This window comes from Streptomyces sp. H27-D2 (genome assembly GCF_035828615.1).
Taxonomy (GTDB): Bacteria; Actinomycetota; Actinomycetes; order Streptomycetales; family Streptomycetaceae; genus Streptomyces.
In genome coordinates this window covers 57,758-61,128 of the sequence record NZ_JAYMZR010000036.1, presented here as the reverse complement: position 1 = coordinate 61,128, position 3,371 = coordinate 57,758, and the positions used below count along the sequence as shown (strand labels likewise).

Genomic DNA, 3,371 nt, shown 5'->3' with positions numbered 1-3,371 from the left:
GGGGGGGGGGGGGGGGGGGGGGGGGGGGGGGCGGGGCGCGCGCCGGGGGGGGGGCGCGGGGGGGCGGGGCGCGCCCCGCGCGGGGCGCGCGTCTCGGGGCGCGCGGGTCTCCGCGCACGCCCTACCCGGGGGCGCGCAACTCGGGGCGCGCGGGTCGCCCGCTCCGGGCCGCGCGCTGGGGGCGCACACCGTCGTACCGCAGGGAGCGCGGGACGCGAAGAGCGCCGGGCGCGGGAGCGCGTATCGGCCGAACCAGCCAAGTCGCCCCCGACGGCGCACACCGTCGTACTCACGCCGTCGTACTGCGGAGAGGGACCGCGCCGCGCGCCACCCACCCCGCGCCCCCGCCCCGCCCCCTAAGACCCCGTGACGGACCAGTGCCTGCGGGCCGCCCGCGCGAGCCGTGTCGCCGCGGCGGCGCGCGGCCCGTTGTCCGCCGGGCGGCGGCGCGGGTGGACGGTGTTGGCCAGCAGCACCAGGAAGGTGTCGGTCGCCGGGTCGAGGACCAGGCTGGTGCCGGTGAAACCGGTGTGCCCGGCCGCGCCCCGGCCCGCCAACTCGCCCATGAACCACGGCTGGTCGACGCCGAAGCCGAGCCCCGGCGCGGTCAGCATGCCGGTCACCGACTCGCCGGTGAGGATGCGGGCGGGACCGTAAGCCCCGCCGTTGAGCAGCGTCCGGCACAGCACGGCGAGGTCGGCGGCCGTGCCGAACAGCCCGGCGTGCCCGGCCACGCCGCCGAACGCGTAGGCGTTCTCGTCGTGCACCGTGCCGTGCAGCATGCCCCGGTCGAGCTTCGCCCAGGGCCCGCGCTGGTCCTCGGTGGCCGCGATGCGCGGTCGCCATCCGGCGGGCGGGGCGTAGCGGGTGTCGGACATGCCGAGCGGCCGGGTGATGCCGTCCCGGACGAGCTGCGCGAGCGAGTGGCCGGTGAGCCGTTCCAGTACGCGTTGCAGCAGCAGGAGGTTGAGGTCGGAGTAGCGGTACGCGCTGCCGGGGGCGTCCATCGGTGCTTCGGCCGTCAGCCGCGCGAGCCGCTGTTCGGCTGTCGGGTACCTGTAGAGCGGCAGGTCGGGACGGAGGCCCGATGTGTGGGTGAGCAGCTGCCGGACGGTGATCCCGTGCTCGGCGGCGGCCGTGTACTCGGGGGCGTACGAGGCGACCGGGTGGTCGAGGTCCAGCGCGCCGCGCTCGACCTGCTGCACGGCCGCGATGGCGGTGAAGACCTTGGTCAGCGAGGCGAGGTCGAAGACGGTGCCGCCGGCGTCTCCGCCCGCGGCGCTGCCGGTGGTGCTGTCGAACAGGCCGCCCGCACCCGTGCCGCCCTCACCCGGGCTCGAGTCGCCCGGCCGGCCGGCGGCGGACCGCATCGGCACCCACTGCTCGCGGGGCAGCTCGACGCCCCGGTCGCGCTCCTCGTCGTACGCGCTGTAGCGCAGCGCCCAGCCCACGGCCCGCTCCACCGCGATGACCGGTCCGCGTCCGGCGAGCAGCACCGCGCCCGAGCACCAGGGGCGTTCGCCCTCGGGCAGCCGTTCCACTTCCCGGATCAGCAGATGCAGCTCGCCGGCGTCGAGCCCCGCTTGCTCCGCGGTGCCACCGCGCAGTCGTAGCGCCTTCAGCTCGCTGCCTCCTCCGTCCGCTGCCAAGGACGGCACAGTCCCATGAAGCAGCCGACAGCCGCCACCGCACACACCAGTTGGACGACGGCCATCGGGACGGCTGTGTGCTCGCCCGCGATCCCGACCAGCGGCGAGGCGATCGCGCCGACCAGGAACGACGAGGTGCCGAGCAGCGCGGAGGCGGAGCCGGCGGCGTACTTGGTGCGCATCAGGGCCTGGGCGTTGGTGTTGGGCATCGCCAGCCCCATCGCGGACATCAGCACGAACAGTCCGGCCGCGACCGGCGCCAGGCCGACGTCGCCGAAGACGCCGGAGGCCATCAGCAGCAGCGCGAGCGCCGCGGCCATGATGATCGCGAGGCCGACGCCGAGCGCCTTGTCGAGGCTGACCCGGCCGACGAGCACCTTGCCGTTGAGCTGGCCGACCGCGATCAGGCCGATCGAGTTGAGGCCGAAGAGCAGGCTGAAGGTCTGCGGGGACGCTCCGTAGATCTCCTGCACGACGAACGGCGAGGCCGAGATGTACGCGAACAGCGCGGCGAAGGCGAAGCCGCCGGTGAGCATGTAGCCGGCGAAGACCCGGTCGGCGAGCAGGCCGCGCATGGTGCGCAGGGCTTCGCCGAGGCCGCCGCTGTGCCGGTCCTCGGGCGCCAGGGTCTCGTGCAGCCAGCGCCATACGACGAGGGTGAGCAGCAGGCCGATCACGGTGAGGACGACGAAGACGCCGCGCCAGTCGGTGATCCGCAGCACCTGGCCGCCGATGACGGGCGCGATGACCGGCGCGACGCCGGAGATGAGCATGAGGGTGGAGAAGAAGCGCGCCATCTCGACGCCGTCGTAGAGGTCGCGCACGACCGCGCGGGCGATCACGATGCCGGCGGCCCCGGCGAGGCCTTGCAGCAGCCGGAAGCCGATGAGCAGTTCGGTGGTCGGCGCGAAGGCGCAGATGGCGGTGGCGAGGACGTAGACGACCATGCCGATGAGCAGCGGGCGGCGGCGTCCCCAACGGTCGCTCATCGGCCCGACGATGAGCTGCCCGAGCGCCATGCCCGCCAGGCACGCGGTGAGCGTCAGCTGAACGGTCGCGGCGGGGCTGTGCAGTGCGTCGGTGACTTCCGGCAGGGCCGGGAGGTACATGTCCATGGAGAGCGGCGGCAGCGCGGTCAGCCCGCCGAGGACGAGGGTGACGAGCATTCCGACGCGGCGCTGCGCGGCCGGCGCGGGCGCGGGGCCGTGCGCCGGCTCGGAAGCGGGCGTGCGCTCGGGCGCACGCCCGCGCGGGCTCGGTATTCGCTCGGACGTCTGCGCAGGGCTGATCGGGCCGGTTTCCGGCATACGGGTCTCCATGGTTCGTTGAATCGTTACCTATGCTCTCAGCAAATCCGAAGGGGCGAGACCGGTTGGGGCCGATACCTGCTGAACGCGGACAGGGTGCCCGGCAAGACCACCGGCGAGGCCACCGGCAGGGACGCCGCGGCCGGGGACAGGCCCGGTCCGGTGGGGGATTCCGGCCACCGGCGGCATCGCGGCGGCGCGCTGCTCGAACTCGGCGTCCGTCCGGTCGCTTCGCCCAACTATTGCGGGGTGAGCCGGAGTCGCCGTTGGCGCCGCTGGACGGCAGCCTCGCGGGGATGCGCACGCTCGACGCGGTCCGGGAGCGCATCGGCGTGCGGTACCCGGCAAGGCGAGCGGGGGCTTGGGGCGAGGGCACGGCCGGGGGGCTCGGGCGCGGCCGGGCAAGACTCGCAGG

Annotated in this window: 2 protein-coding genes; both read right to left on the bottom strand. The window is 74.9% G+C overall.

Annotated elements, in window-relative coordinates:
* Window positions 1–356: 356 nt before the first annotated feature.
* On the bottom strand, window positions 357–1,658 hold the full coding sequence (locus QMK28_RS16260) for a serine hydrolase domain-containing protein (RefSeq protein WP_326438462.1): 1,302 nt from the start codon (window positions 1,656–1,658) through the stop codon (window positions 357–359).
* Window positions 1,619–2,956, bottom strand: a complete 1,338-nt coding sequence (locus tag QMK28_RS16255) for a multidrug effflux MFS transporter (RefSeq protein ID WP_326438460.1) — start codon at window positions 2,954–2,956, stop codon at window positions 1,619–1,621. The genes QMK28_RS16260 and QMK28_RS16255 overlap by 40 nt, the downstream gene beginning before the upstream one ends.
* Between the last annotated feature and the right edge of the window lie 415 nt (window positions 2,957–3,371).